At 69.7% G+C, this 26027-nt stretch carries 24 protein-coding genes and 1 riboswitch; of the genes, 12 read left to right on the top strand and 12 right to left on the bottom strand.

Annotated elements, in window-relative coordinates:
* Positions 1-290: 290 nt before the first annotated feature.
* From PLC66_RS02365 to PLC66_RS02380, 4 genes are all read left to right on the top strand, one after another.
* On the top strand, positions 291-1553 hold the full coding sequence (locus PLC66_RS02365; RefSeq protein WP_324537531.1) for an efflux RND transporter periplasmic adaptor subunit: 1263 nt from the start codon (positions 291-293) through the stop codon (positions 1551-1553).
* On the top strand, positions 1550-3577 hold the full coding sequence (locus PLC66_RS02370; protein ID WP_324537533.1) for a MacB family efflux pump subunit: 2028 nt from the start codon (positions 1550-1552) through the stop codon (positions 3575-3577). Before PLC66_RS02365 ends, PLC66_RS02370 begins: the two co-directional genes overlap by 4 nt.
* A 95-nt stretch (positions 3578-3672) precedes the next feature.
* Positions 3673-5073 carry an efflux transporter outer membrane subunit gene (locus tag PLC66_RS02375; protein WP_324537682.1) on the top strand — a complete coding sequence of 467 codons (1401 nt, stop codon included), beginning with the start codon at positions 3673-3675 and terminating at the stop codon, positions 5071-5073.
* Positions 5074-5122: 49 nt separating this feature from the next.
* Positions 5123-5293 carry a hypothetical protein gene (locus PLC66_RS02380; protein ID WP_324537535.1) on the top strand — a complete coding sequence of 57 codons (171 nt, stop codon included), beginning with the start codon at positions 5123-5125 and terminating at the stop codon, positions 5291-5293.
* 98 nt (positions 5294-5391) lie between these two features.
* Here the strand turns inward: PLC66_RS02380 and PLC66_RS02385 are convergent, their stop codons facing one another.
* Both PLC66_RS02385 and PLC66_RS02390 read right to left on the bottom strand, forming a co-directional pair.
* A complete protein-coding gene (locus PLC66_RS02385; RefSeq protein WP_324537537.1) occupies positions 5392-6105 on the bottom strand; it encodes a response regulator transcription factor in 714 nt (237 codons plus the stop codon).
* Positions 6106-6216: 111 nt separating this feature from the next.
* Positions 6217-7743, bottom strand: coding sequence for a PAS domain-containing hybrid sensor histidine kinase/response regulator family protein (locus tag PLC66_RS02390; protein ID WP_324537539.1), 1527 nt, complete (start codon positions 7741-7743; stop codon positions 6217-6219).
* A gap of 240 nt (positions 7744-7983) precedes the next feature.
* Here PLC66_RS02390 and PLC66_RS02395 point away from each other — a divergent pair, with 240 nt between their 5' ends.
* The gene (locus PLC66_RS02395) at positions 7984-9624 is read left to right on the top strand and encodes an acyl-CoA synthetase (protein WP_324537541.1); all 1641 of its coding nucleotides are present in this window, start codon (positions 7984-7986) and stop codon (positions 9622-9624) included.
* 93 nt (positions 9625-9717) lie between these two features.
* Positions 9718-11136 (top strand): solute carrier family 23 protein, encoded by a 1419-nt coding sequence (locus tag PLC66_RS02400; RefSeq protein ID WP_324537542.1) that lies wholly within the window; start codon positions 9718-9720, stop codon positions 11134-11136.
* 46 nt (positions 11137-11182) lie between these two features.
* Here PLC66_RS02400 and PLC66_RS02405 read toward each other — a convergent pair whose 3' ends face one another.
* The 10 genes from PLC66_RS02405 to PLC66_RS02450 form a co-directional block, all read right to left on the bottom strand.
* Positions 11183-11524 carry an AzlD domain-containing protein gene (locus tag PLC66_RS02405; RefSeq protein WP_324537544.1) on the bottom strand — a complete coding sequence of 114 codons (342 nt, stop codon included), beginning with the start codon at positions 11522-11524 and terminating at the stop codon, positions 11183-11185.
* Entirely contained in the window at positions 11521-12225 is a 705-nt protein-coding gene (locus PLC66_RS02410) for an AzlC family ABC transporter permease (RefSeq protein WP_324537546.1), read from the bottom strand. Before PLC66_RS02410 ends, PLC66_RS02405 begins: the two co-directional genes overlap by 4 nt.
* Positions 12226-12299: 74 nt before the next feature.
* On the bottom strand, positions 12300-12875 hold the full coding sequence (locus PLC66_RS02415) for a TMEM165/GDT1 family protein (RefSeq protein ID WP_324537548.1): 576 nt from the start codon (positions 12873-12875) through the stop codon (positions 12300-12302).
* A 7-nt stretch (positions 12876-12882) separates the two neighbouring features.
* A riboswitch (yybP-ykoY riboswitch) is annotated at positions 12883-13059 on the bottom strand.
* A 137-nt stretch (positions 13060-13196) separates the two neighbouring features.
* Positions 13197-13631 carry a putative toxin-antitoxin system toxin component, PIN family gene (locus PLC66_RS02420; RefSeq protein WP_324537550.1) on the bottom strand — a complete coding sequence of 145 codons (435 nt, stop codon included), beginning with the start codon at positions 13629-13631 and terminating at the stop codon, positions 13197-13199.
* 2 nt (positions 13632-13633) lie between these two features.
* Positions 13634-13948, bottom strand: a complete 315-nt coding sequence (locus PLC66_RS02425; RefSeq protein WP_324537552.1) for a type II toxin-antitoxin system Phd/YefM family antitoxin — start codon at positions 13946-13948, stop codon at positions 13634-13636.
* 49 nt (positions 13949-13997) lie between these two features.
* Positions 13998-17078 carry an efflux RND transporter permease subunit gene (locus tag PLC66_RS02430; protein WP_324537554.1) on the bottom strand — a complete coding sequence of 1027 codons (3081 nt, stop codon included), beginning with the start codon at positions 17076-17078 and terminating at the stop codon, positions 13998-14000.
* Complete coding sequence (locus PLC66_RS02435) at positions 17075-18091, bottom strand: efflux RND transporter periplasmic adaptor subunit (RefSeq protein ID WP_324537556.1); 1017 nt, start codon at positions 18089-18091, stop codon at positions 17075-17077. Before PLC66_RS02435 ends, PLC66_RS02430 begins: the two co-directional genes overlap by 4 nt.
* Positions 18092-18165: 74 nt before the next feature.
* Positions 18166-19080: an adenylate/guanylate cyclase domain-containing protein gene (locus PLC66_RS02440; protein ID WP_324537559.1), complete on the bottom strand. Its 915-nt coding sequence runs from the start codon at positions 19078-19080 to the stop codon at positions 18166-18168.
* 175 nt (positions 19081-19255) lie between these two features.
* The gene (locus PLC66_RS02445) at positions 19256-20152 is read right to left on the bottom strand and encodes a ribose-phosphate diphosphokinase (protein WP_324537561.1); all 897 of its coding nucleotides are present in this window, start codon (positions 20150-20152) and stop codon (positions 19256-19258) included.
* A 127-nt stretch (positions 20153-20279) separates the two neighbouring features.
* Positions 20280-21128 (bottom strand): alpha/beta fold hydrolase, encoded by an 849-nt coding sequence (locus tag PLC66_RS02450; RefSeq protein WP_324537563.1) that lies wholly within the window; start codon positions 21126-21128, stop codon positions 20280-20282.
* A 392-nt stretch (positions 21129-21520) separates the two neighbouring features.
* On the opposite strand from PLC66_RS02450, the gene PLC66_RS02455 reads away from it, so the two are divergent.
* The 6 genes from PLC66_RS02455 to PLC66_RS02480 all read left to right on the top strand — a co-directional run bounded on the left by PLC66_RS02455 (position 21521) and on the right by PLC66_RS02480 (position 26023).
* A complete protein-coding gene (locus tag PLC66_RS02455; RefSeq protein ID WP_324537565.1) occupies positions 21521-21967 on the top strand; it encodes a hypothetical protein in 447 nt (148 codons plus the stop codon).
* Between the two features lie 103 nt (positions 21968-22070).
* On the top strand, positions 22071-23153 hold the full coding sequence (locus PLC66_RS02460; RefSeq protein WP_324537567.1) for a phage tail sheath C-terminal domain-containing protein: 1083 nt from the start codon (positions 22071-22073) through the stop codon (positions 23151-23153).
* 22 nt (positions 23154-23175) lie between these two features.
* The gene (locus tag PLC66_RS02465) at positions 23176-23685 is read left to right on the top strand and encodes a hypothetical protein (RefSeq protein ID WP_324537569.1); all 510 of its coding nucleotides are present in this window, start codon (positions 23176-23178) and stop codon (positions 23683-23685) included.
* 4 nt (positions 23686-23689) lie between these two features.
* Complete coding sequence (locus PLC66_RS02470) at positions 23690-24211, top strand: hypothetical protein (RefSeq protein WP_324537571.1); 522 nt, start codon at positions 23690-23692, stop codon at positions 24209-24211.
* The gene (locus PLC66_RS02475) at positions 24204-25436 is read left to right on the top strand and encodes a hypothetical protein (protein WP_324537573.1); all 1233 of its coding nucleotides are present in this window, start codon (positions 24204-24206) and stop codon (positions 25434-25436) included. Before PLC66_RS02470 ends, PLC66_RS02475 begins: the two co-directional genes overlap by 8 nt.
* On the top strand, positions 25433-26023 hold the full coding sequence (locus PLC66_RS02480; RefSeq protein ID WP_324537575.1) for a hypothetical protein: 591 nt from the start codon (positions 25433-25435) through the stop codon (positions 26021-26023). Before PLC66_RS02475 ends, PLC66_RS02480 begins: the two co-directional genes overlap by 4 nt.
* The last annotated feature ends 4 nt before the right edge of the window (positions 26024-26027 follow it).

Genomic DNA, 26027 nt, shown 5'->3' on the forward strand with positions numbered 1-26027 from the left:
TTCTCCTTGTTTTCACAGCGAATTGCGCACACGGGCCCAGCTGCCCGCGAGGCGGAGTCCCGCTCCCCTTTAGACCTGATCCAGATTTCGCCGCCATTAGACGACAAGGAACAACATCGAATCTTGACTTTAATCAAGCATTGAGGCGATGAACGAAGTTGGAGCCACCGGGTCTTTCTGGCGCGAAGCGTGCTTCAATCCGATACAAACCCGGAGCAGGCCTGCCGCTATGCTCCCACTGTCGAATACCTCTCCAGGCGGCCGCGCAGACGGTCGAGCCCCTACGGAACATGCCTACCCCCCTCAGCCCCCACTCGAAACCTGCACGCCCGCGCTGGCGTCGGCCTGTGCTGCTGATCGCGGCCGCCGCCCTCGCCGGTGGCGCCTGGTTCGCCTGGCCGCAGCTCTTCGGCGAGCGCGATCCGCTCGCCCCGTACCAGTTCGCCAACGTGCAGCGGGGTACGGTCGAGGACGTCGTCACCGCCACCGGAACGCTGCAGCCGCGAAACTACGTGGACGTCGGCGCCCAGGTCTCGGGCCAGCTCGAGAAGATCCATGTCGAGGTCGGCACCGAGGTGAAAGAAGGCGAGCTCCTCGCCGAGATCGATCCCACCGTCTACCTGGCGCGGGTGGACGCCTCGCGCGCCCAGTTGCGCAACCTGCGCGCGCAACTGAAGGACCGCGAGGCCCAGCTCGCCCTCGCCCGCATCCAGTTGCGCCGGCAGCAGGCCTTGATGGCCGAGGACGCCACCACCAAGGAAAGCCTGCAGACGGCCGAAGCCTCGGCAAAGTCGGCCGAGGCCCAGCTCGAAGCCCTGCGCGCGCAGATCGAGCAGATCGAATCGACGCTGCGCGCCGACGAGGCCAACCTGCAGTACGCCCGGATCCTGTCGCCGATGACCGGCACCGTGGTGTCGATCACCGCCCGCCAGGGCCAGACGCTCAACACCAACCAGCAAGCGCCGGTGGTGATGCGCATTGCCGACCTCAGCACGATGACGGTGCAGACCCAGGTCTCGGAGGCCGACGTCAGCCGCCTCAAGCTTGGCATGGAGGCCTACTTCACCACCCTGGGCGGCGCCGGCAAGCGCTGGCACGGCACGCTCGAGAAGATCGAGCCCACGCCCACCGTGACCAACAACGTCGTGCTCTACAACGCGCTCTTCGACGTGCCCAACCCCGACGGCCGGCTGATGACGCAGATGACGGCGCAGGTCTTCTTCATCGTCGCCCAGGCCAAGGACGCGCTGCTGATCCCGATGGGCGCGCTCAGCCAGGGCGCGCCGCGACCGCCCCAGGCGAGCGCCGCCGGCCGCGGCCCGGGCCAGGGGCGCGGCCCTGCTGCGAGCGGGGTCCCCGCCGCGGGCGGCAAGGCCGCGGTCCGGGTCGTCGGCGAACGTGGCGCACTGGAAGACCGTGCGGTCGAGATCGGCGTCACCAATCGCGTCCAGGCGCAGGTGCTGAGCGGACTGCAGGAAGGCGAGCGCGTGGTCTCCGGCCTCAGCACCGGCGGCACCTCCGGCAGTCGTCCCCAGATGACGCCGCGGCTATGAAGGCCGAGCGACTCCCCCCGCCTGCCGACATGGGCGCGCCAGCGCACGAGGCTGCGAGGCGGGCCGCTGCGCCCTGCGAGGCACAGCCGGCGCCCGGCGCGGTGCCCCTGATCGCGCTCGCCGGCATCACGCGCAGCTTCATCACGGGTGAAGTCGAGACGCGGGTGCTGCACGGCATCGACCTCGAGATCCATCCCGGCGAGTTCGTCGCCATCGTCGGCGCGTCCGGCTCGGGCAAGTCAACGCTGATGAACATCCTCGGCTGCCTCGATCGCCCCTCCAGCGGCACCTACCGCTTCATGGGCGAGGACGTGGCCGGCTTCGACCGCGACGCGCTCGCGCGCCTGCGTCGCGAGGCCTTCGGCTTCGTGTTCCAGAGCTACAACCTGATCGGCGGCGCCACCGCGCGCGACAACGTCGAGGTGCCGGCGGTGTATTCCGGCATGCCGCCGGAAGAGCGCCACGCCCGCGCCGAGGAACTGCTCGGCACCCTCGGGCTGGCCGAGCGCATCCACCACCGTCCGAGCCAGCTCTCCGGCGGCCAGCAGCAGCGCGTGTCGATCGCGCGCGCGCTGATGAACGGCGGGCGCATCATCCTCGCTGACGAGCCCACCGGCGCCCTCGACAGCAAGAGCGGGGCCGAGGTCATGAAGCTGCTGCGCGAACTCTCCGCCGCCGGCCACACCATCATCCTGATCACCCACGAGCGCGAGGTCGCCGAGCAGGCCAGCCGCATCATCGAGATCCGCGACGGCCGCATCGTCGCCGACCCCGGCCCGCGCCCGCCGCAGGGCGAGGAGCCCGACTTCGCGCCCCACGTCGATCGCACCTCGCCGCTGTCCGACGTCGTCGAAGCCACCCGCACCGCGCTGCGCGCGCTGCGCGCCAACCTGTTCCGCGCCATCCTGACGCTGCTCGGCATCGTCATCGGCGTCGCCTCGGTGATCGCGATGCTGGCGATCGGCGATGGCGCCAAGCAGAAGGTGATCGACCAGGTCAGCGCGATGGGCACCAACCTCCTCACCGTGCGCCCGGGCGCCCCCAACACGCGCGGGCGCGACGCCCCCGCGACCCTGGTGATCGAGGACGTGCAGGCCATCGCCGAGTTGCCCAACATCCTCGCCTCGGTGCCGGAGCAGGGCGCCACCATCACGCTTCGCGCCGGCAACGTCGACCACCGCAGCAGCGTCAACGCCACCTCGGCCGACTACGTGGTGGCGCGCACCTGGGCGCCGGCCAGCGGCACCTTCTTCAGCGCAGAGGACGAGGCACGCTACGCCACCGTCGCGGTGCTGGGCCAGACCGTGGCCAATGCGCTGTTCCCGGCGCGCGGCGCGGTGGGCGAGTTCGTGCTGGTGAACAACATCCCCTTCCAGGTCGTCGGCGTGATGTCGCCCAAGGGCGCCACGCCCTGGGGCCAGGACCAGGACGACATCGTCTTCGTGCCCTACACCACTGGCAGCCTGCGCATCACCGGCCAGCGCTTCCTGCGCAACGTCACCGTGGCGGTGGAAGACGTCGCGCGCATCGACGACACCCAGGCCGAGGTGCACAACCTGCTGCTCGCCCGCCATGGGGTGGAGGACTTCCAGATCCGCAACATGGCCTCGGTGATCGACACCGTGTCCGAAACGCAGAACACGCTCACCATCCTGCTCGGCACGGTGGCGGCGATCTCGCTGCTGGTGGGCGGCATCGGCGTCATGAACATCATGCTGGTGTCGGTCACCGAGCGCACGCGCGAGATCGGCATCCGCATGGCCACCGGCGCGCGCATGAAGAACATCCTGCAGCAGTTCCTGATCGAGGCGCTGGTGGTATCCGCCGTCGGCGGGCTGATCGGCGTGGCGGTCGGGCTGGGCAGCGCGGCCATCATCGAGCGCTTCGGCACTGCCGTGCAGTACTCGCTGACGCCGGTTGTGCTCGCCTTCAGCTGCGCCTTCCTCACCGGCCTGATCTTCGGCTACCTGCCAGCGCGCAAGGCCGCGCGCCTGGACCCGGTGGTGGCCCTCGCCTCCGAATGATCCACCACATCCGAGCCCAAACCCGCTCTCACGCCCACGCCAACGCCAACGCCAACGCAGCGAGCGTGGGCGCGATGACACCGCGTATCGACCCCATGCCGCTCGCGCGACGCCGCCTCCTCCCCGTCCTTGCCGCCCTCTTCGTCACCGGCTGTGCGATCACCGAACCGATCGCCCGCCCGCAGATCGAGCTGCCGGCCGCATGGGCCGAAAGTGCCACCTCCAGCACTGACGCAAGCACCGACGCGATCCACGCAGACTGGTGGCAAAGCTTCGGCTCCGCCCAGCTCGATGCGCTCGTCGCCGAAGCGATGTCCACCGCGCCCGATCTGCGCATCCAGGCCGAGCGCGTGGCACAGGCCGAACTCGCGCTGCGCCAGGCCGGCGCCTCGCTGTTTCCGGCGCTGAACCTGAGCGGCGGCAGCGGCACACGCAACGTCGATGGCAATGAATCGGGTTCCACCGACCTTAGCCTGGGCGCCAGCTACGAGCTCGACCTGTGGGGCCGCATCGCCGCCGGCGTCGACGCCAGCCGCGCCAGCCTCGCCGCCACCCTCTACGACTACGACGCTGCCCGGCTGTCGATGAGCGCCAGCGTCGCGAGCACCTGGTTCCAGGCGCTTGCCCTGCAGGAACGCGTCGCCATCGCACATCAGAATCTCGCCATCGCCGAGCGTGTACTGCGCGTCGTGCAGGCCCGCTACGACAACGGCGCGGCGTCGGCGCTCGAGCTCAGCCAGCAGCGCAGCACCGTGCTCAACCAGCGCAAGGCGATCGAACCGCTGGAGGTGCAGCTGCGCCAGACGCGCAGCGCGCTCGCCATCCTGCTCGGCCGCAACCCGCAGGCCAGCTTCGCCGCCGACCAGCGCCTCGACGGCCTGCAGGTGCCGGAGATCGGCGCCGGCCTGCCCTCGGAGCTGCTGCTGCGCCGCCCCGACATCGCCGCCAGCGAGGCCCGCCTGGACGCCGCGGCCGCCAACATCGCCGCCGCCCGCGCGGCGCTGCTGCCCGGCATCAGCCTGTCGGCCGGTGCAGGTGTCGGCAGCACCGCCCTGCTCTCGCTGGCCGACACCACGCGCACGCTGTCGCTGTCGGCCAGCCTGTTGCAGCAGATCTTCGACGGCGGCCGCCTGCGCACCGAAGTCGAGCTCCAGCGCTCCCGCCAGCGCGAACTGCTCGAGACCCACCGCCGCACCCTCCTCGTCGCCCTCAAGGAAGTGGAAGACGCGCTGTCCGACAGCGCACGCGACGCCCGCCAGGAAGCCGCCCAACGCGAGATCCTCGCCGAGGCCCAGCGCAGCCTGCGCCTGGCAGAGCTGCGCTACCGCGAAGGCGCCGACGGTCTACTCACCGTGCTCGACGCCCAGCGCGCCCTGTTCGCGGCCCAGGACCAGCTCGCCCAACTGCGCCTGGCACGGCTGGGCAACGCGGTGAATCTGTACAAGGCACTCGGGGGCGGCTGGCAGGGGGCCCGAGCGCGGGTCCCCCCGGCCTGAGTTCCGCCGAGAAAAGTTCGCGTCAGCGCTGCTCCTCGAGGTCGAGATCATGGCCGGCGACAGCCGCCACCGCGATCGCTCCAACTGCTGGTATGCCTTATGGCCGGCCCCGATAGGCGACGCGGGCAAAGACGACATCCACGACATCCGCCGCCTGAGCGACACCCTCGAGGACTCGCTGGCGCGCATCACCTTCAGGCGGGCTCGAGCACGCCTTTGAGCCCAATCAGCAAGCGTGCTGCTGTTCACCGGCTGGCTGGCGGGCAAGGTCGTGCCTGGCCGGCACCCCGGTGGGGCGCATGGTGTGCATCCCCGGCCTCAGCGCCAGCTCACCGTCGCCGCCAGCAGGTAGCCGGCGCCGTACACCGTCTTGATGAACTTGCCGCTGTGCCCGCCCTGCTCGAAGCGCTTGCGCAAGCGCGACACGCGCAGGTCGATGCTGCGGTCGAGCGCGCACACGTCGCGCCCGGCCAGCAGCTGCTCGCGCGACAGGATCTGGTTGGGACGCTCGAGGAAGGCGATCAGCAATTGCGACTCGGCCAGGCTCAGCGTGTCTTCCACGCCCTCGGGCGACACCAGGCGATGGGTGGCGCGCTCGAAGGACCAGCCGGCGAAGTGGGCCGTGCCCGGCGGCTGGGCCCCGACGGCCGGCTCGGGCTGATAGCGGCGCAGGATGCTGCGCACGCGGGCGATCAGCTCGCGCGGCTCGAAGGGTTTGACCACGTAGTCATCGGCGCCCAGCTCCAGGCCCATCACGCGATCATGAGTGTCGTCGCGTCCGGTAGCGATGAGCAGGCCGAAGCGGTGGCGGCTGCGCAGCTGCTGCAGCACCTCCATGCCATCCATGTCGGGCAGGCCGAGGTCGAGGATGGCGAGATCGGGGGCCTGGGTACGCAGCTGGCGCAGGAACTCGCCGCCGGTCGGGAACACGGCGCTGCGGTAGCCGAAGCGCCCCAGCGTGCTGGTGATCAACCGCGCCACCGCGGCATCGTCCTCGACCACGTGAACCAGGGCCTGTGCCTTGTCGCTCAAATCCCAACCTCCGCGCATTCCGGTCTGGCCACCCAGGGCCTGAACAATGACGGGCGCGCCGCGCTCGCTTACCCGACACCCTCGGGACGTCAGCCAACGTCGGCCGCGCGATCAGGCGAGTACGGCGTGCAGCACCTCGACCAGGCGTTCCTGGGGGAAGGGCTTGTCGAGCACCGGCACCTCGGCGTCGTCGCGCCCCGCTTCGGCCCGTTCGGCATAGCCGCTCATCAGCACCACCGGCACCTCGGGCCGGAAGCGGCGCACGAAGCGCGCCAGCGCCCGCCCATCCATGCCACCCGGCATCACGATGTCCGACAGCACGAGCCCGATCGCGGGGATATTCTCGATCATGTCGGCCGCCTCGTGGCCACTTTCGGCCTCGAGCACCGCACAGCCCAGCGCCGAGAGCTGCTTGCGCACCACGTCGCGCACCTTGTCGTCATCCTCGACCAGCAGCACCAGGCGACCCTGCAGCGACACCTCGGGCGCGGGCGCGCGCGCCGCCGCCACGGCCGTGGGCGCGGCCTCGCGCGGCGCCTGCGGCAGCAGCAGCGACACCGTGGTGCCCACCGCCTGGCGGCTGCGGATGCGCACCCCGCCGCCGGACTGCTTGATGAAGCCGTAGACCATCGCCATCCCCAGGCCGCTGCCACGGCCGAAGGTCTTGGTGGTGAAAAAGGGTTCGAAGACGCGTGCCAGGGTGGCGCCGTCCATGCCGGTGCCGTTGTCGGCGACGGCGATCTGCACGTAGCAGCCGGGCGGCAGCTCGATATCGTTGGCCGCCCGGCCCTCCAGGCACTCGAGCGAGCACTCGATGCGCAGCTCGCCGCCGTTGGGCATGGCGTCGCGGGCGTTGAGGGCGAGGTTGAGCAGCGCGCTCTCGAGCTGGTTGGGGTCGACCAGGGCGTGCAGGTCGACGTCGCGCGAGGCGGTGGTGATGGCGATGGTGCTCGGCAGCGAGCGCCGGATCATGCGCGCCATGTCGAGCACGAGCTCGTTGACCTCGACCACCACCGGCGCGATCGGCTGCTGGCGCGAGAAGGCGAGCAGGCGCCGCACCAGGCCAGCCCCGCCCTCGGCCGCAGCCAGTGCCGGCTCGACGTATTCCGCCACCGCGGGATGATCGCCGAGTGCCTCGACCAGGCCCTGCAGGTTGCCCATCACCACCGTCAGCATGTTGTTGAAGTCGTGCGCGAGCCCGCCGGTGAGCTGGCCGATCGCCTCCATCTTCTGCGCCTGGGCGAGCGCGGTCTGGGTGCGGCGCTGCTCGGTGACGTCGACCGCGTGCACATAGCAGCCGATGACCTCGCCGTCGGGGCCGAAGTCGGGCACCAGGGTGCTGCGGGTGAACAGGATCTCACCGCCGGGGCCGGGCATGCTGTATTCGTAGCTCACCTGCTCGCCGGCGAGCGCGCGGCGCACCTTGTCCTCGACCTGGGCGAAGACGTGCGGGCCGATCACGTCGAGGATGGGGCGGTCCTTCATCGCCTCGCTGGTGGTGCCGAACCACTGCGCGTAGCGCTTGTTGCCGTAGCGGAACACCCAGTCGTGGTCGAAGTAGCCGACGTGCGCCGGGATGGTGTCGGTGATCTGGCGCAGGCGCAGTTCGCTGTGGCTCAGGCGCTCCTCGCTCGACATGTGTTGCTCCCGACTCATCCCTGGTGACGCCCCCGCTCGACCCGCGGCCGCGGGCACCAAACGCCCGATTCTATGCCCACGCCGGACTCGGAGAAGGCCAGGACAAGATTCAGTACATTCTCGCGCAATTACCGACAAGATCTTTTGCCATTCTCCATACCCGACGGTATGGAGGTCCGGCCCGTGCCCGCGCCTGCCATCCCGATCGCCAACCTGTTGCACATCTGGGAGTGGAGAAGGATGTCGAAGACTGCATACGAACAAGGACTGGACAAGAATCCGGCGAACTACGTGCCGCTGTCGCCGCTCAGCTTCATCGAGCGCACGGCCATGGTGTATCCGACGCGCACCAGCGTCGTGCATGGCGCGCGCAGCTATACCTGGGCACAGACCTACGAGCGCTGCCGCCGCCTGGCGAGCGCGCTGGTCGCCCACGGCGTGGGCAAGGGCGACACCGTGGCGGTGATGCTGCCCAACGTGCCGCCGATGTTCGAGGCCCACTTCGGCGTGCCGATGACCGGCGCCGTGCTCAACACGCTCAACACCCGCCTCGACGCCGAAGCCATCGCCTTCATGCTCAAGCATGGCGAGGCCAAGGTGCTGATCACCGACCCCGAGTTCGCCGCCGTGATCCGCGCCGCGCTCGCGCTGCTCGACGGCGACAAGCCGCTCGTCATCGACGCCCTGGATTCCGAGTACCCGGGCACCGAGCGCGTCGGCACCCTCGAATACGAGGACTTCCTCGCCGGCGGCAACCCCAATTACGCCTGGAGCCTGCCCGCCGACGAGTGGGATGCGATCGCGCTCAACTACACCTCGGGCACCACCGGCAACCCCAAGGGTGTGGTCTACCACCACCGCGGCGCCTACCTGAACGCCGCCTCCAACATCATCAGCTGGGGCATGCCGCAGCACGCGGTGTACCTGTGGACGCTGCCGATGTTCCACTGCAACGGCTGGTGCTTCCCGTGGACCCTGGCCGCCAACGCCGGCGTCAACGTCTGCCTGCGCAAGGTCGACCCGGCGCTGATCTACGAGTTGATCCGCAGTCACAAGGTGACCCACATGTGCGGCGCGCCGATCGTCTACGGCATGCTGATCAACGCCCCCGACGCGCTGCGCGCCGGCATCGGGCACAGCGTCGCCGGCCTCATCGCCGGTGCTGCGCCCCCGGCGGCGATCATCGAGGGCGCCGAGCGCATCGGCTTCGACATCACCCACGTCTATGGCCTGACCGAGACCTATGGCCCGGCCTCGGTGTGCGCCAAGCACCCCGAGTGGAGCGAACTACCGATCGACCGCCGCGCCGAGCGCAACGGCCGCCAGGGCGTGCGCTACCACATGCAGGAAGCGATCACCGTGCTCGACCCGGTGACGATGGAGCCGGTGCCCGCCGACGGCGAGACCATGGGCGAGATCATGTTCCGCGGCAACCTGGTGATGAAGGGCTACCTCAAGAACGAGAAGGCCACCAACGAGGCCTTCGCCGGGGGCTGGTTCCACACCGGCGACCTCGCGGTCATGCACCCGGACGGCTACGTCAAGATCAAGGACCGCTCCAAGGACGTGATCATCTCGGGCGGTGAGAACATCTCCTCGCTGGAAGTGGAAGAGGTGCTGTACCGCCACCCCGCGGTGATGACCGCCGCCGTGGTCGCCCGCCCCGACGCCAAGTGGGGCGAGGTGCCGGCGGCCTACATCGAGGTCAAGGACGGCGCCGGCGTCACCGCCGACGACATCATCGCCCACTGCCGCGAACACCTGGCGCGCTACAAGGTGCCCAAGCACATCGAGTTCTGCGTCCTGCCCAAGACCTCGACCGGCAAGATCCAGAAGTTCGCCCTGCGCGAAATGGCCAAGTCCGCCTCGGCCATCGAGTAAGCCCCTGCCCAATCCCCCCGCGATCCGGGCGGCAGGCCGCGCGCCGCTGTCCGGGTCTCCCCAAGCATAACGACAAGCTCAGGAAGACAAACCATGTTGATTCAGCGCCAGCACGGCGCCGAGCATCCTTACTGGCCGCTCGGCCCCTTCAAGGTCCGCCTGCCCTTCATCCACTACCGCTGGGAATACCCGGAGATGGTGCAGGGCCTGTTCATGTTCGTGGTCGGCCTGGCCATGATCCCGCTGCTGCAGAAGTACCTCGGCATGCCCTACGAGGCAGCGCTCGCCTTCTGCGTCATCGCCGGTATCGGCTACATGCTGCCCGCGCTGCTCGGCGTGCCGCTGGTCCCGGGCTGGATCACGCCGGCGATCCCGGTCGTCATCCTCTTCCTGCAGGGCTTCGAGCCCGGCCCCGAGGCGGTGCGGGCGATGTTCGCGCTGCAGATCACGGTGTTCGCGATCTTTCTGATATTGGGCATCACCGGGCTCGGCAACCGGCTGGTGACGATCATCCCCAACTCGCTCAAGAGCGGCATCATCATCGGCGCCGGCATCGCGGCGATGATGGGCGAGCTGAAGGCCGGCGGGCGCATCGACGCCACCCCGGTGTCGCTGCTGCTGGGCTCGATCGTGTCGGCCTACATCCTGTTCTCGCTGTCCTTCAAGCACATCGTCGAGACCAGCAGGTTCGCCAAGACGATCTCCAACTTCGGCATGATCCCCGGCCTCTTCGTCGCCATCCTGGTCGGCTGGGCGGTCGGCGAGTATCCGTTGCCGGACATCCAGTGGGGCATCACCCAGCCCGACTTCAAAGGCATGACGGACTACCTCATCTTCGCCGTCGGCATGCCCAGCCTGGACATGTTCCTGCTCGCCATCCCGACCGCGATCATTGCCTACGTGATCGCCTTCGGCGACATCCTGGTCGGCTTCACGCTGTGCAAGCGCGTCGATCACCTGCGCCAGGACGAGCAGATCGAGCTCGACGTCACCCGCGTGCACCTGGTCACCGCAATCCGCAACGGCATCCACGCCTTCTTCGCCCCCTGGCCCGGCCTCGCCGGCCCGCTGTGGACCGCTGCCCACGCCACCGTCGCCGAACGCTATGCGCTGGGCCGCAAATCGATGGACTCGATCTACTCCGGTGGCGGCACCTTCTGGATCACCGGCTTCATCGCCCTCTTCATCCTGCCGCTGGTGTCCTTCTTCAAGCCGGTGCTGCCGATCGCGCTGTCGCTCACGCTGGTGCTGACGGCCTACATCTGCATCATGGTGGGCATGGAAGAGCTGAAGAACTCGACCGAGCGCGGCGTGGCCGGCATCGTCGCGGTGACGCTGGCGATGCCCGACCCGAAGGCGACGGTGTACGCGGTGGTGATCGGCCTGCTGCTGTACTGGCTGATCGAGCGCCCCAACGCCGCCCAGCGTGCCAGGCAGGACCTGTCGATCATCGGTGACAACACCGCCGACATCGAAGCCGGCGACGAGCACGGCGTGGCGCCCAGCAAGTAGGCGAACCCAGTCACAGCCTGCAAGGGGCTGGAGCCGGTAGCCGAGGCTACCAGCCCAGCCCCTTTCTCATCAGCAGCAGCACGGCCATGCCGAGGATGAAGGGCAGCCAGGGGCTGCGCCAACGCCACGCCACCACGACCACCACGATACCGGCAGCGAGCTTGGGGTTGAGTGGATCGAGACTGCCGCCGTCGAGCAGCAGGTCGGGCATCACCAGCGCCGACAGCGCCGCCGCCGGTGCATAGCGCAGCGCCCGCTGCAGCGCGGGCGGCAGGCGGCCCTTCTCGCCGGCAAGGATGAAGCTGCCACGGGTCAGGATGGTCGTCGAGCAGATCACCAGCAAGGTCAGCCACAACCACAGGCCCTCGCTCATCACGCCTGCGCTCATCGTGCCGCCCTCCGCGCCAGTGCGCGCTCGGCCATGAAGCCGGCACCGATGCCGAGCGCGATGCCCGCGATCAGCCCCAGGCGCAGCGGCAGCTCGCGCAGCAGCACCGCCCCCAGGCCGCCGACCAGCGCCGCCACCCACATCGGCCGCTCGCGCAGCATCGGGATCATCATCACCATCAGCGCGATCGTGGTCATGAACTCGAGCGACCAGTCGCGGGGAATCACCCCCGCCCCGAGCACGCCTACCAGCACGCAGCACTGCCACAGACCCCAGCCGTACAGCGAAGGCACGATGTAGTAGCCCCAGCGCCACTGCGCATCGTCGGCGCGGCGCAGCTTGTCCGCGCCGATCGCGAACATGCCGTCGACCAACAGGTAGCTCGAGACCAGCCGGCGCATGAAGCGGTGGCCGTGGAAGGCCGGCGCCAGCGCCGCGCTGAAGATGACGAAGCGCAGGTTGAGCACCAGCGCGGTGAGGAAGATCAGCCACAAGGGCGCCCCGCTAGCGATCAGCGGCAGGGTGCCGAGCTGGGCGGTGCCGGCATACACCAGCAGGTTCATGCCCATGGCTTCGAGCGGCGACAGGCCGATCGAGCGCATGGCGATGCCGGTCACCATCGCCCACGGGACGAGACCGACCGAGATCGGCAGAAAATCGCGCATGCCCTCGCGGGCACCGCGGCGGAAGGACGATTCCATGAGGCCGGGCTGCAAAAGCGCTCAAGCATAGCAGGCCGCCCGCCTGCCTGTCCGCCGTGCCCGCAGGGGGAGGTTCAGAAACCGAGCGCCTCGCCGGCGCCGAACAGGGTGGCGATGCCCAAGCCGAGGAAGATCGCCGCGGCGATGCCATGCACCAGCCTGACCGGCATGCGCGCCGCCGCGCGGTCGCCGAGCAGCACCGCCGGCACGTTGGCGATCATCATGCCCAGCGTGGTGCCTGCGACCACCGCGACCAGGGCCTGGTATTGCGCCGCCAGCGCGACGGTGGCGACCTGGGTCTTGTCGCCCATCTCGGCGAGGAAGAAGGCGATCACCGTCGCGCCGAACACACCGAAGCGCGGCAGCTTGGCGTCGTCCTCGTCGAGCTTGTCGGGGATCAGTGTCCACACCGCCATCGCGATGAAGGACAGGCCCAGCACCCAGCGCAGGGTCTGCGGCCCCATCAGCGTGGTCAGCCAGGTGCCGACGGCGCCGGCAAAGGCATGATTGGCCAGGGTGGCGACCAGGATGCCGGCGATGATCGGCCACGGCCGGCGGAACTTGGCGGCGAGGATGAAGGCGAGCAGTTGCGTCTTGTCGCCGATCTCGGCGAGGGCGACGATGGCGGTGGAAATGAGGAAGGCGTCCATTCGATTCGGTTCCTGGCCGGTTCACAACCTATGACCCTGCGCCACCCCGGCCATCGACGGCAGCAGCAGGGTCAAAGGTCTTGCCAGGTTCACAAACCCGTGCGCACCACGGCCTGACGACCGAGCATGTTGACACGCACCCCTCCCGAGCACCGGAGGGCGGCTACTCCCCAATGACGGCGCGGATTCTAGCCGAGCCCGCACACAGGGTCAAAGCGAAGTCGCGAACAGGTGATGAAGGCGCTGAGCGAGACCGCGGACGGCAACTGAGCGATCGAGCGGCGACGCCAAGGCGCGTGGATGATCAGGACGAGCGCGCGCTCAAAGCCCGCCGTGTCGCCGCCAGAAGTCAGCGGGCGTGAGGACCGGGTAGCGGTCCGCCAAGACCAGCAAGTCCTTGTCGCCCGTGATGAGGTAGTCGATGCTCGCCCCCCGCATTGCCGACAGCAGGGTGCCGAGCACAGGGAGGTCATCGTGATCGCGCAACGCCGCATCGACTACCGCCAGCGGCTCGACGAGCTCGGCCTGAATGGAGAGGATATCCACGAGGTCGTCCACTTCCTGATCGGAAAGACCATGACGCGCAACAAGGCGCGGCAGAACGCGGCGCAGTTCGTCGAGAATGAAGTGCGACAAGACGACATCGACCGAGCCGTACCGCCAGGCGGCGATGATCTTGCCGGGAACACTACCGGGATAGGCCAATCCTGAAAGCAGGACGTTGGTATCGAGGACGACGCGCAGCGCAGACGGCACGTTCAGCCTGCAGTCCGTCGCGCCTGGACCCGCCGATCCTCGGCAATGGCCGCGTCGATCTCCGCCATGCCGATTTCCTCGGCAACGCCCGAATAACCGGCCTCGATCCGCTCGCACAGCGCGTCGAAGCGGGCCTGCATTCGGCGGATGCGCTCGAACAAGCGCGCATCGACAAGCGCGGCGACGGGCTTGCCATCCTTGTTGATCACCACGCTGTCGTGGCGATACTGGACCTGATTGAGCATCTCGCCGAGGTTCTGGCGAAAGGTCACGGCACTTGTCTGCGTAATCACTTTGACCTCCTGTTCAAGCATCATGACCATTATGGTCATAACGATCCAGATCGACAATCATGAAAGGCCCTGCTCAGGCCCTGCCGCCTCGCTGCATCGCCATCCGATACACCAGCGGCACCGCGAACAGCGTCAGCACGGTCGAGAAGCCCAGCCCCCACACGATGCTGGCCGCCACCGGCCCCCACATCAGCGACTTGCCGCCCAGCCCGATGGCGAGCGACAACAGCCCGCCGATGGTGGTGGTCGAGGTGATCAGGATCGGCACCACGCGCCGGCGCGCGGCGTAGATCACGGCGTGCTGCACGCTCATGCCGGCCTCGCGGCGCTCATTGGCGGCATCGATCAGCACGATCGCCGAATTCACCGCAATGCCGGTCAGCGCGATGACCCCGTAGAGGGTGTAAAGCGACAGCGGGTTGCCCGACACCAGCAGGCCGAGCACCACGCCGGTGAAGGCCAGCGGCACGGTGACGAGGATGATGAAGGGCTGCCAGTAGCTGCGGAACTGGGTGGCGAGGATCAGGTAGATCAGCCCGAGGCCGAGCAGGAAGAGCTTGCCCATCGAATCCAGGCTCTCCTGGATGTCCTCCAGCTCGCCGGAAAAATCCAGCTCGACGCCGGGGTATTGCGGCTGCAGCCGAGTCCATGCCGCCTTCAGGCGATTGTTCGCGTCCACGGTGTCGATCTGCTCGCGGTCGAGCTCGGCCTCGACGGTGATCGCGCGCGTGAGCTGGTAATGGCGGATGTAGCCCTTCGACAGCCGCAGCTCGTGGTCGACCAGCTCGCCCAGCTGCACGCTGCCGCGCTGCGCCAGCGGCACGACGCGCTGCAGCAGCTCGGTGACGTCGGCGAAGGGCTCACTGCGCGCGCGCACCACCACCTCCACCTTCTCGCCCGCATCGCGCGTGGTGGCGACGATCTCGCCCTCGCCGTACAGGCGGAGCAGGCGCGACACCTCGTGCGGACTTACCCCGGCGCGGGCCAGCTTTTCGCGGTTGAGCAGCAGGCGCATCTCATTGCGCCCGGGCACGTCGTCGTCGGTCAGGTCCGTCACCCCGGGCAGCCGCGCCGCCTCCTCCATCAGGGCATCGGCGGCGGCCCGCAGCACGGGATAGTCGTCCGATTTCATCTTCACCGAGATCGGCTTCGCGGTCGGCGGCCCGCCCTTCATCTCCATGAAGGAGTAGCTGGCCTCGCCATCGAGCGCCGCGATCAGCGGCCGCAGCTCGGCGATGATGTCGCCGGTGTCGCGCATGTCGCCATTGCGCGGCAGCAGCGACACCAGCACCTGCGCGTACTGGTCGCCATACACCGGCTCGGTGTCGGTGAACTTGAGCCCGGCGTAGCTCACCACCGATCGCAGCTCCTCCGCGCCGATCGCGCCCGCGACCACCGCGGCCGCGCGCTCGGCGGCGGCCAGCGTGCGCTCGGGCGTGACGCCGGCCGGCATGTCCACGCTGACGTAGAACAGACGCATCGAGTCGAAGGCAAAGAACTGCACCTTCACGAAGCCGCCCGCCACCGCGCCACCGGCGCCCGCCATCACCAGCAGCAGCACGGCGATCGCGCTGCGCGGCCGGCGCAGCACGCCGACCAGGCCGAGTGCGTACTTCACCCTCAGCCAGTGGGTGAAGCGCTCGCGCAGCAGCTGCGCCCGCGTCGGTCGCAGCGAGGACTGCAGCCCCAGCGCCAGGATGTGCGTGGGCAGGATCCAGAAGGCCTCGGCCAGACTCACCAGCAGGCCAACGGTGACGACGAAGGGCACGATGAACATGAAGCTGCCGAGGATGCCGGGCAGCAGCATCAGCGGCAGGAAGGCGGCAATCGTGGTCAGCACCGCCGCCAGCACCGGCAGGCCGACCTCGCGCACCCCGGCCAGCACGGCCTGGCGCGGCGCCTCGCCGCGCTGCAGGCGGTAGTAGATGGCCTCGACCACCACCACCGCGTCGTCGACCAGCATGCCGAGCGCGATCACCACACCGAGCAGCACGGTGAGATTGAGGGTGGAGTCGATCAGGTCGACCGCGATGAAGGTGCCGGCGAGCGAGAACGGCACGCCCAGCGCCACCAGCAGCGCCAGCCGCGAACCGAGGAAGATCCAGCACATCAGCAACACCGCAGCGAGGCCGAACAGCGCGTTGGATTCCATCACCCCGATCGCATGGCGGGTGGCGTGCGTCTGGTCATCCACGACCGCAAGCTGCAGGCCCTGGCCGGCGAGCAGCAGGTTGCGGTCGGCGGCGAAGCCCTGCAGGCGTTCGACCAGTTGCAGCGTGTTGGCGCCGGCCTGCTTGGTCACCGACAGCATCACCGCCGGCCGGCCGTTGTAGCTCACCAGCTGGTTGGCGCGCTCATGGCCGCGCACCACCGCCGCCACCTCATCGACCGCCACCCGCCCTTGCGGCGTCACGATCGCCGCCTGCGCGAGTTCCTCGGGGTCGGGGGTCTTGCCCTCGAGGCGCACCAGCCACTCGCGGTCCTGCACACGGATGCGCCCGGCCAGGGTGTTGCGGAACCAGCTCGCCACCCCGTCCGACAGCTGGACCGGCGACAGCCCCGTGGCCGCCAGGCGTGCGGGGTCGAAGTCCACCTGCAGTTGCGGATCGTCGAAGCCGGCAGCGATCACCTGGTCGACGCCGGCCAGGCCCTCGATCTCCTTCTTCATCACGAAGGCCGCCCGGCGCAGGTTCTCGCCGCCGCTGCCATGCAGCACCAGGATGGCGGTGGGAAAGCCGTTGGAGCTGGTGATCTCCAGCACCACCGGGTCGGTGGCATCGGGCGGCAGCTCGGCGGCGGCCTTGTTCTGGATCTCGCGCCGCAGGTCATTCACGCGCTTGTCGAACACGCGCTCGGAGAGCTCCTCGAAGCGCACCAGGATGGACGACACGCCCTCGCGGCTCGATGAGGACACGAAGCGAATGTTCTGGACCTGCTTGATCGCATCCTCGAGCGGGCCGGTCAGTTCGCGCTCGATGTCCTCGGCCGAGGCGCCGGGCAGCGTGGTGATGATGCTGACCCAGTTGAAGTTGATCTCCGGGTCCTGCGCCCGCGGCATGGTCAGGTAGCTGAACAGGCCGCCGAGCAGCACCATCAGGAAGGCGATGTTGGCGAGCGGGTGGTTGTCGATCAGCCGCCCGTAGAGCGCCTTCACTGCGCGCCTCCGCCCGCGCCCTCGGGCGTGCCGACACCGCCGAGGCCGAGCGCGAAGCGGCCCTCGTCGATCACCACCGTCGTGGGCGGCCAGTCGACCGCCACCGCGCGCCCGGCCTGGGCCTGCGGCAAGGGCACGAAGACCGCCACCCCGTCGCGCACGATCCAGGCCCCGAGCACGCCCTCATGCTGCTGCACGTAACCCGGCGGCAGGTGCGGCACGCTGCTGCGCCAGCGCAGTTCGCCGGCCAGGCCCGGCGGCAACGCCGCACCACCGTCGAGCATCACCTCGCGCGCCTGGCCGGCGGCCTCGAGCACCGGCGACACGCGACGCAGCCTCAGCGCCTGCACCGTCTCACCCGCCACCAGTTCCAGCACGCTCGCCGCGCGCAGGCTATCGACCTGCGCCGCCGGCACCCGCGCCCGCACCTCGGCGTCGGCGCTGGCAGCAAAGCTCAGCAGCGCCATGCCCACGGTCGCCAGCTCGCCCACGCTCGCCAGGCGCTCGCGCACCACGCCGGTGAAGGGTGCGCGGATCACGCAACGCGCCAGCGCCAGTTCGGCCGCTGCCAGCGCGGCGGCGGCGGCCGCGCGCTCGCTCTCGAGCACGCCCACCTCGGTCTCGCGGATGCGCAGGCCGTCGGCGCTGATGAAGCCGCGCCCCGCCAGCGCCCGTGCCTGCTCGAGCTGGGCACGCGCCAGACGGATGCGGCTGTCGACGAGGTCGCGCTGGGCACGGGCGCGCTCGACCTCGATGCGGTAGGCGGCGTCGTCCAGACGCACGAGCTCGGCGCCGCGCGCCACCGTCTCGCCCTCGCGCGCCGGCATCGCAAGGATGCGTGCCGACACTTCGGCCGCGACCCTCGCCTCCTCGCGTGCATGCACGGCAGCCGGGGCGCGGAATTCGGGATACCACGCGATGTCGGCGAGCGGGCGCTGCGTCCACTGGGCGGCGCCAACACCTGCGGGGACGAGGATCGGCAGCAACAGCAGCAGGACGGTGAGGGTTCTCATTGCAGATCGCGGGGTGGTTTGCCGAATGTGTTGCCGAGGCTGCGACCGCCCTTCGTCAGCAAGCCCTGCGCCGCTCAACCCTCGTCGATGACGCGGAAACCGAGCGTGGGCGCGGTGAAGTCGTCCGGCGTGGCGCCGAGGCCGATCTCGCCCTCGCCGTAGAGCGTGCAACTGTCACGTCGCAGGATCACCGGCGCCGACGAGCCGGCGAAGCGGACCCAGCTGCCGTTGCTGCTGAAATCGGTGATCACGCACTGGCCACCCGCCCACTCCACGCGCGCATGGCGGCGCGACACCCGCGGATCGTCGATGGGAAAGCCTGCGCCCTCACCACGACCGATGATCAGCGGCCCGTCGTCGGCGTGGAGTTCGACATGCTGGTCGAGGCGGTCGATATCGATGCGCTGGATCAGCGTCGGCCCGTCGATGAGCTCCTGATAGCCGAGCAGCGTGGTCAGGGTGGTTTCGGCGCTGCGCGCAAAGTCCACCCGCCACACACGCATCGGCTCGGCCTTGCCCTTGATGGTGATGCGATCGAGGCTGTGACAGGCGATGCGCATCGGTTCGGGCAGGCTCGCGAACACGGCCTCGCCGATCAGGGTCTCGCCGGCCTGAGCGCGATCGCTCAGGCGCGCAGCGACATTGACCGCATCACCATAGCAATCGCCGTCGTGCTCGACGATGGAACCGCGATCGACGCCGGTCTTCACGCCCAGCGGTGCGCGCTGCAGCTCGACGCTGGCCAGCTCCTCGAGCACTTCCTGCATGCGCGCCGCGGCCTGCACCGCGGCCATCGTGTCGTCGAACAGCACGAGCACGCCATCGCCCAGGTACTTGACGACACGGCCGCCGGCAGTGGCCAGGTGACGGCCGAGCGCGTGCGTGCACCGGGTGACGATCTGCGTCGCCGCCACGTTGCCCGCCTTCTCGAACAGTCCGGTACTCCCTGTCAGATCGGCAAACACCACAGTCCTGACCGATTGCTCCACGCGTCTCCTCGTTCTTGTCCCGTCTGCGCGCAAGAGGCCTGCCCACGGGCGGGTGAGCAAGCAGTTCGCTGCATCGCGGAAAACGAGATGCTAGCACTAAGCCCTGAGGACGTCATCGCCGGCACAGGGGCGCCGGAGCGGGCCAGGGCCTATGCAGACGGCAAAAGGAGGGGGCTCAGCTCACGCCGATCTCGCGCAGCGCCTCGGCCAGCATCGGGGCCACGCTGATGGCATTGCTCGGGTGGGCGATGCAGTCGGTGCTCCACACCTCGCCCACGCCGGCGGCATGGATCAGGTCGAGCGCGTCGCCGGCGAACAGCGCGTGGGTGACGGCAACATCGACCGACACCGCGCCCGCCGCGCGCAGCACGGTGGCCGCACGCGCCAGCGTGTGGCCCGAACTGGCGACGTCATCGAGCAGCACGACCGCACGTCCGGCCACGGCCGCGCCGGCCGGCAGGGCGATGTCCACATTGCAGTCATCGTGCCGGATCTTGTCGCACACGAGGTAGTCCAGTCCATGAGGCCGGGCCGCGGCCTCGACCCATTGGCGCGATTCGGCATCGGGCCCGACCAGCAGCGGGCGTTCGCGGCGTTCGACCGCCACCTTGGCCAGCAGCTCGGCGCCCGACAGGGCGAGCGCATGCGGCACCGGGATCGCCTCGGCCAGGGAGTCGATGCGATGCAGGTGCGGGTCGACGGTGATCACGCCGTCGAACAGGCCCGCCAGGAACTCGCCGACGATGCGCTGGCTGACCACCTCGCCGCTGCGAAAGGCCTTGTCCTGGCGCATGTAGGCCAGATAGGGCGCCACCAGGGTGAGGTGCTGCGCACCCAGCCGGCCCGCGGTGCGCGCAACCAGCAGCAGTTCAAGCAGCTTCTCGTTGGGGCGGTGCAGGCTGCGGTACAGCACCACGTTCGGCGGTAGCTCGGCCGGCAGGCGCAGGCGCAGTTCGTCGTCGGGGAAGCGATGGCGCTCGATCTCCGCCAGCTCCAGACCGACAGCCTGCGCCAGGCGCAGGGCCTCCGCGGCTTCGTCCTCGAAATGCAGGAGCACGGTGTCTTTACTCATCATCGACGCAAGACTACACCCCTGCCCGCCCCCCTTGAAGAGCCTGCAGACGCACGGGCGCGAAGGATTTCACGCCTCGTGGGCGACCGTGCGCGGGAGCCGGCGCACGGTCGCCCCGTGCCTGCCCTTAGCTCAACGGCAAGGGCTCGTCCGCCTGCGCTTCGGCAAGAAAGTCGCTCACCAGCCGCGCGAAGCGGGCCGAGTGCTCGATCTGGGTCCAGTGCCCGCAGCGGCCGAAGACATGCAGTTGCGAGCGCGAGATCAGCTGGGAGAAGCGGAGCGAGCTGGACAGCGGAATCACCTGGTCGTCGCGGCCGTGGATGATCAGCGTCTCGTGCGGCAGCGCGGCGATGGCCGCCTCCGGGCTGGCCATCGCATCCACCCAGCGCTGGCGCGGCGCCGGGAACATCGCCGCGAAGGCCTCCTGGAAGCCGGGCTGGACGCTGGCCTCGTAGCGCAGGCGGGCAAGCTCGTCGTTCACCAGGCTGCGGTCCCAGGCGAAGTAGTCCATGATCCGGCGCATGTTGGCGATCGAGGGCGTGTAGCCCCATACCGCGTCCAGGCCCTCGGTGATCGGGAAGTGCACGCCGACCGCGCCCATCAGCACCAGCCGGCGCACGCGCTGCGGATGGCGGATCGTCAGCGCCACCGCCAGCGCGCCGCCGAAGGAGTTACCCACCAGGTCGGCCTGCTCGATGCCCAGCGCATCGAGCAGGCCGACCGCCTGATCGACCCAGGCGTCCATCGTGTACTGCTGGCCGGCGGGACGCTCGCTGAAGCCGAAACCCACCATATCCGGCGCAATCACGCGCGCCTGCCTGGCCAGCTCCGGCATCACCAGGCGCCAGTTGGCCCACGCCGACACACCCGGGCCCGAGCCATGGATCATCAGTAGCGGAAAGCCCTCACCGAGGTCGTGATAGTTCGTGCCAATGCCGCCAGCGACGATGCTGCGGCCGATTTCAGGACTGCTCATGCTCTGCTCCACTATTGCCTGTCTGGACACCGGCGCCCGCCCGCGCGGCGGCGCCAAACCTCGCAGTGTCGCCGAGGACGGCCAGCATGATAAGAGGCTGCGCAGGAAAGCGCCCCCGCACTCCGCGAACGGGCTGAAACGGGAAGGGGGACCCGGCGCGACCGGATCACCGCACGCAGCGGGTGCCGATCCACAGCGCCGGCGGCCCGGCCAGAAGCCGCTGCGATAAACCGCCGCGCCTCGCGAAAGCACGTGTGCACGCGGTTTGACAAAGCCTCACCGGGGAACTACACCAAATAGCACAGAAGAATAAGACCCCAGTCGGCGTCGACCCAGCGAGCTAGCGAGCTGAGCCCGACGGATCACTCAGCAAATCAACACGGGAGACGCGGATGCCTGATGCCCTGTCCCGGGACGCCATCGACGCCCTGGGGCTTGCCGTCGATGAGCTGCTGCCGAGCGACACGCCCGCGGGCTTGAACCGCACACGGGTGATCGAGGCGCAGCGTGTTCGCCTCCTCGGGCTGGGGGGCTATGTCGGCAATCATGTCGAACCCGAGGCGGCGCTTTTCGGCCGACGGCTGGCCGCACGGGTCAGCATCAGCATCGGCGGCGGCAACGAGGCCAATGCGCGGGCCCACGCCAGCAGTCTGGCCAACCACCTGCTGTGCCTGTCCCGCAGCGAACTGGGGGCGGCCGGCGTGCATCGCCTGCAACGGGCAGACAGTGCCGATGCGCGCGTCATCGTCTTCGACATCGACTTCGAGTTCATCAGCACCCCCACGACAGCGGAGGGCGTGATCAGCGATCTCGTCCTCGATATCGCGCCCGACGGCTGAGCACCCGGACGCCAACAGCGCACCGCGCGCCCGGCGCGCCGTGCGATCGACAATGCCCCGCGCGGGGCGCATACACCCCCAGCGGGGAACCAAGGAGCGGGCGATGGAAGAGAACTTTGCGGAACAGATCGTTCCGGGATCATTCATCCGGGTGCAGGCAGAGGGACTGATCGCGCCCAAGGGCGTCAGCTTCGGCAACGTCGGCATCGTCGGCACGGCGGCGGCGGCCGACGGCGTCACCGATGCCATCGGCCAGACCCACATCCTAGGCAGCATGGAGGACGCCGCCAAGCTGTATGCGGCCTCCGACGCGCTCAGCGCCGGCACGCTCAACCTGATGCGCGGGCTCGCCCTGCTGTTCGCCAACGGCGCACGCACCGTGTATGCCCATGCGCTCGCCGCCGGCGCCGACCAGGCCGCCTTCGCCACCGCCACGGCGGAACTGCTCAAGGACACGGTCAACATCCTGGTCGCGCCCGAACTCGCCACCGCGACCGCGCTGCAGGTCCTTCCGGCGGCGGTCAACAGCGCCGAGGGCGATGGCAAGGACGTGATCACCGTGATCGGCTCGGACGCAAGCACCGTGACCGCCGTCACCGATCAGGTCGCAGCCAACAAGCGCGTGGTGCTGGTCACCCCGGGCCTGCGCACCTACGACCCGGCCGCCGGCGCCATGGTCAGCCTGCCGGGCAACTACACGGCGGCCGCGATGGCGGGCCTGATCGCCAGCCTTGCGCCACAGGCCAGCCCCACCAACAAGGTGTTCGCCGGCGTCACCGAGCTCACCACCCGCTACAGCTACGGCCAGCTCAAGGCCCTGCTGCAGGGCAACGTGTGCGCGCTGGAAGACCGCCAGGGCATCCGTGTCGTACGCGGCATCACCACCGAGCGCGAGGCCTTCGCGCAGATCACCACGCGGCGCATCGTCGATTACGCCAAGGCCGGCATCCGCCAGGTCGCCAACCCCTTTGTCGGCCGGCTCAACAACGAGCGCGTGCGCACCGCCCTGCACGGCGCGCTCGACAGCTTCCTGACCACCATGGTGGTGGACGAGGCGCTCACCGGCTACCAGCTCGAGGTCAAGGCCACGCGCGCCGACGAGGTCGCCGGCCGCTGCATCGTCAATGTCGCCATGCAGCCGACCTTCAGCATCGATTACATCCGCGTCACCCTCGCGCTGTCCTGAACGCGCAGGAAAGGAGACCGACATGCCATCCGCCGCCAACACCCATGTTTTCACCGGAGCCGACGGCTCCATCCTGCTCGCGCCCGCCGGCGAGGGCCCCGAGGGCGCCGCCGCGGGCGCGGTGATCGAGGGCAACGACCTCATCCAGGTCGGCCGCGTCACCGGCGTCACCGTCCAGGTCAGCTCGGCGATCCGCCCCTTCCACGAGATCGGTCAGCGCTACGCCAGCGAGCTGCGCTCGGGCAACGTCAGCGTGCGCGGCCACATCGACCGCGCCTGGCTCAACGGCGCGCTGCTGCGCCTGCTGCTGGGCGAAGCGAGCGAGCAGCGGCCGCGCAGCTCATGGGCCCAGCCCGCCTTCAACATCACGCTGATGGCGGAGAACGCCGCCAACCCCGGCACCAAGTCGATCGTGACTCTGCACGAGGTCAAGCTCGAGCAGTGGAACCTGACCATGCCCGAGGACGACTTCGTCATGGAAGGGGCCGACTTCCAGGCGCTGTACGTGACCGTCCGCGACGAACGAGGCTGAGCCCATGAGCATGGCAGCGGAGGCGCGACTGCAGGCTGCCCGCGCGGCGCCCGAGGCCTACCTCGGCGCCGACGAGCTGCTCGCCGGGAGCGCCGCGACCTACGACATCGAGGTGCCTGCCGCGCTGATCGAGGCAGGCCGCAGCGGCTTCGCGGGACGGGTGCAGATCCGCCCGCTGACCGTGCGCGACCTGCAACTGATCAGCCGCGCCGCGCGCGACAGCGACAGCCTGGCCGGCGCCCTGATGGTCCATGCGGCGCTGCAGCTGCCGGCGCTGTCGCTGCCGCAGGTGTCGGCGCTGCCCCTCGGGCTGATGGAGTTCCTGCTCGCCGAGGTCAACCGCGTCAGCGGCCTCGCCGTCGCCCCCGCCGCGCTGGAAGAGGCCGCCGAGCAGCCGATCGCGCGCGCCGCCCATGTGCTGGCGCGCGAATTCGGCTGGACGCCGCAGCAGATCGGGGAGCTCACCCTCGGCCAGATCCTGCTCCACCTGCAGATGCTGCGCGAGGAAGGCGGCCGCCATGGCTGATCCGCGCCGCCTCGCGGCCGCCCTTGCGCCCTTCCATGAGGTCAGCAAGCACCTGCAGGCGACGCAGGCGCGGCTGTCCGCGCTGCTCGCCGCCGTCACCGGCGAGGCCGCGGCGCGCACCGGCAATCTCGAGCGCCTGCCCGCAGCGGCGCGCTTCAATCCCTTCGCCGTCGCGGTGCCCTTGAACCCCTTCGTAATGCCGAAATTCGTCGACGCGGCGAACGCCGCCAAGGCGGGCGGACGGCGCGCCGACACCGGCAAGCGGGCCGCGCCCACGCCCGCTGCACCCCCTGGCGCGAACGCAGGAGCCGCCGCAGCCGGCCTGGCCAGCGCCGCCGATAGCCTGCGTCAGGCGCCGGGCCGGGCCGCGGATCTCCCGCCGTCGGCCGCAGCGCGCACCGCCGCCGCGCGCCCCGAGAGCGATCGCACGCACGCGGACACGGCCCGATCCGGCGCCGCTGCAGCGGCCGGTGCGGGCGCGTCGTCGGCGGGCGCCCCGTCGGTCGGCGCGCTCATCGAAGCCTTGCTGCAGGGCCACGCCGCCCCCGCCGCCTGCCCCGAGGCCGGCCGCTCCCCCGCGCGCACGGCCCGATCGGGCGCCACCGCAGCGGCCGGCACGGCCAAGTCGTCGGCCAGCGTGCAGTCGGTCGGCGAACTCATCAATACCGTGCTGCAGGGCAGCGCCGCTGTCGCGCGCCCCGAGGCCGGCCGTACGCTCGCCCACGCGGCCGGCTCGGGCGCCGCCGCAGCGGCCGGCGCGGGCAAGGCTTTGGCGGGCGCACATCCGGTCGGCGAACTCATCGGCGACCTGCTGCAGCGCCACGCCGCCCCGCGCCCAGCCAGCCGCCCGCCCGCGAACGCGCAGCCCACGGCGAGCGCTGCCGACGCCGGCGCCTACCTGCAACCCGCCACCGACACGCTGCGCCCCCTGGTCGCGCCGCGGTTCCTGCACCCGCTCCCCGACACCGGTGCCGGCCCTGCGGAGGCGGGCGCGCAGCGCGCATCCGAACGCCTGCCGCTGCTGCGCGCGCCGTCCCGGCTGCTCGGCACGCCAGCGCCCGGCGCGCAGGCCAGCGCCGCGGCGCCAGCCACTGCCAAGGCCTGGACAGCCGCCGCTGAACCCGCATCCGGCCAGCCCGCACTCGGCCAGCCCGCGGACCTCACCGCCGGGCTCGACCGCCTGCTGCGCGAACAGGCCTGGCTCCGCGGAGTGGACCTGACATGAGCCTCACGCCGATGCTCGCCGACTGGGAGCTGCCGCGCGTGACGCGGCTGGAAACCCTCGAGACGCGTGACTTTCTCGAACTGCCCGTCCCCGGACGGGCCGGCAGCCTGTTCCAGGATCTCGAGCGCCGCCCGGCACGCATCGTCATCGAAGGCTCGGTGTTCGGCAGCGAGGCCGGGCTGGATCTGCTCAATGCAGTGCGCGAGAAGTACCTTGCGGGCGCGCCGATGACCTTCGTCTCCGACATCGTCACCGGCACCGACATCCAGCACGTGCTCCTGCAGCAGGTACACATCCAGGCCGAGGCCAGTGCTCCCGACCAGATCGACTATGCGCTGTGGCTCATCGAGTCGCCACCACCGCCGCCGCCGAGCGACATCCTCGGCGGCATCGACACCAGCCTGCTCGACCAGGCGGCCGGCCTGCTCGACGACGCCATGGGCGCGCTCGATGCGCTGCAGGCGCTCGGCAACATGCCCGAGCTGTCCGACCCGACCGGCCCGCTCACCGGCATCCTCGGCGACACCGGCCCCGCCATCGGCCAGCTCGGCAGCATCGGCGCCGGGCTGCGCGACCTGCTGGAGTAAGCGA

It is taken from the genome of Thauera sp. (genome assembly GCF_035444905.1).
In the GTDB taxonomy this organism is placed as follows: domain Bacteria; phylum Pseudomonadota; class Gammaproteobacteria; order Burkholderiales; family Rhodocyclaceae; genus Thauera.